Genomic DNA, 2626 nt, shown 5'->3' with positions numbered 1-2626 from the left:
TGAATATTGCGAACAAAAAAGACCACTAGTGCGGAACATTAAGCCACTCAATGCGGACAATTGAGCCATTGAGTGCAGAAAATTTGAGCCACTCACATAAATTCTCTTTAACCTCTTGTATAATGGAGAAGCATGCCATTAGGCATGACACTTCAGAACAGGAGGTTTTTTATGATTGATTATCATAAAATATTAGCTCTTTCCTTTGATGGCATTAGCCAAAGAACGATTAGCGCTAGCACCGGACACTCTCGCAACACCATATCTGACATTATTCAACGTGCAAAAAAGCTAGGGATTACTTTGTTAAACGACACGATGACAAACATTTGGCTAGAGGAATACCTCTACCCAGAAAAACAGCCGATTGAAAAAGGCTATTATCCAGTGGATTGGGAGAAGGTGCATAAAGAATTACAGAAAAAGCATGTGACACTCAAACTTCTACATCACGAGTACGCGCTAGCTGCAAAGGAAGCAGAGAAAATCCCGTATGCTTATCGGACATTCGCGGAAAAATATGGTCATTATGCGCGGAAATTTAAACTAACGATGCCACTTCGTCGCAAACCAGGCGAAATTATGGAAGTAGATTGGGCTGGTGCAACACTTTCGATTCGAGATCGTGCAACAGGTGAAGAAATACCTGCGTATGTATTTGTCGCTGCATTACCGTACAGCCAAATGATGTATGTAGAAGCCTTTTTAGACATGAAATCAACGAATTGGTTAACAGCACACATCCATGCCTTCGATTATTTTGGAGGGGTTACGGAAACTCTCGTTCCTGATAATTTAAAAACAGGTGTCATTAAAGCGAAACGTGAAGAATCTATTTTAAACGAAGCTTACCGTGAACTAGCTGATCATTATCGTACAGTTATTGTGCCTAGTCGTGTTCAAAAGCCAAAAGATAAGCCAAGTGCCGAAGGTAGCGTAGGGCATGCCTCAAGACAAATCATCGCTGCTTTACGCAACACTCAGTGTTTCCACATTAACGAGCTGAATCAGTATATCTCTGAAAAACTTGAAGAAATCAACACAACCGATTTTCAAAAACGTCCAGGAACAAGAAGAAGCGTATTTGAGGAAGAAGAGAAAAGCGCTCTTCAACAAATACCTCAAATACGCTTTAAAATGACGGAATGGAAAACCGCTAAGGTTCAACTGAACTACCACATCCAAGTTGAACGCATGTATTATTCCGTCCCTTACGAATACGCTCGTGAATCCGTTGATATTCGTTTAACAACAGATCTACTTGAAGTGTACTTTAAAGAAGTTCGAATTGCATCCCATAAACGATTAAAGGGTGAAATCGGACAATATTCTACAAATATCGATCACATGCCGGATCATCATCGTTCTTATGTAGAACACAATCCCGAAAACGTCACTAAATGGGCAGCAACCATCGGTTCATTTACGGAAAAATATGTCGCGTATATTTTAGAAAATCATGTAGAGAAAAAGGCACTCCAAATTTTAAGTACATTACAAAACATGGCGAAGAAATATACGCCAGAAGAGCTTGAACAAGCTATTGCAACGTTACTTGAAATCTCATCAAATCCCTCCAATACGGTTTTAAAAAGCCTATTAGAAAGAAGAAAACAGGCTTCAAAAACAAAGAGCGTACCAGTCTCAAAAGCTTCGAATGAAAATCACGGATTTACACGTGGCGCTGCTTATTTTGGGAGGGAGAAAAAATGAGTAAACAAGAAACATTACGTAAGCTTTCAGAAATGGGCTTAAGTGCAATGGCTGAACTTTATCAGGAAATCAATCAAAATCCCGCTTATCGTGATATGGATTTTAATGATCTTTTTAGTCTCTTAACAGATACAGAATATGATCGTCGCAAATCGAATAAACTCGCTCGTTTAATCAAACAAGCAACGTTCAATGAGCCATCGGCTGCCATTGAAGATATTGAATACCATCCAGACCGCCGTTTAGATAAAAACCTCATCCTAGAATTAGCTACAGGAAACTACATTCAAAATCACCATAACATCATTTTGATGGGCGCTTCAGGCAACGGAAAAAGCTACATAGCCAATGCATTCGGAGTCCATGCCTGTCGTCAATTTCACAAAGTTAAATATATACGCCTCCCAGAACTATTAGATGCGCTAGCTGTAGCGAAATATGAAGCCGATGGCAGCTATCGAAAGCTCATTCAGCATTACAAAAAAATCGATTTACTCATTATAGACGAATGGCTTTTAACAAATCTATCAGAGGAACAAGTTTTAAATGTTTTTGAAATTATAGAGGCTCGTTTAAAAAAGACCTCAACTATCTTCTGTTCTCAATTTGCGCCGGAAGGCTGGTACGAGAAACTCGGTCATGCTCAAATCGCAGACGCTATTTTAGACCGTATTGTACATGATTCTTACCATATTCTAATTGATGGCGAAATCTCAATGCGCGAGCGTCATGGTCTAAAACCATTTAAGCGATAGATTATTTTCAAATTAAAAAGGAAAACAACTAGTGTACTAGCAGCTAGTTGTTTTCCTTTTCTTAAAAGTGGCTCAATTGTCCGCACTCGATGGCTCAAAACTCCGCATTCACTGGCTTAAAGTTCCGCACTGCTGGCTCAAACGCTCCGCAGTACTCA

2 protein-coding genes are annotated in these 2626 nt (G+C 39.5%); both read left to right on the top strand.

Features of this window, described 5'->3' with window-relative positions:
- Positions 1-171 precede the first annotated feature (171 nt).
- Entirely contained in the window at positions 172-1713 is a 1542-nt protein-coding gene (istA, locus tag A6M13_RS12055) for an IS21 family transposase (RefSeq protein WP_066546655.1), read from the top strand.
- Positions 1710-2468: an IS21-like element helper ATPase IstB gene (gene istB / locus A6M13_RS12050; protein WP_066546652.1), complete on the top strand. Its 759-nt coding sequence runs from the start codon at positions 1710-1712 to the stop codon at positions 2466-2468. Before istA ends, istB begins: the two co-directional genes overlap by 4 nt.
- Positions 2469-2626 lie beyond the last annotated feature (158 nt).

The organism is Caryophanon tenue (genome assembly GCF_001700315.1).
Taxonomy (GTDB): Bacteria; Bacillota; Bacilli; order Bacillales_A; family Planococcaceae; genus Caryophanon; species Caryophanon tenue.
This window is presented reverse-complemented; position numbering and strand designations above follow the sequence as displayed.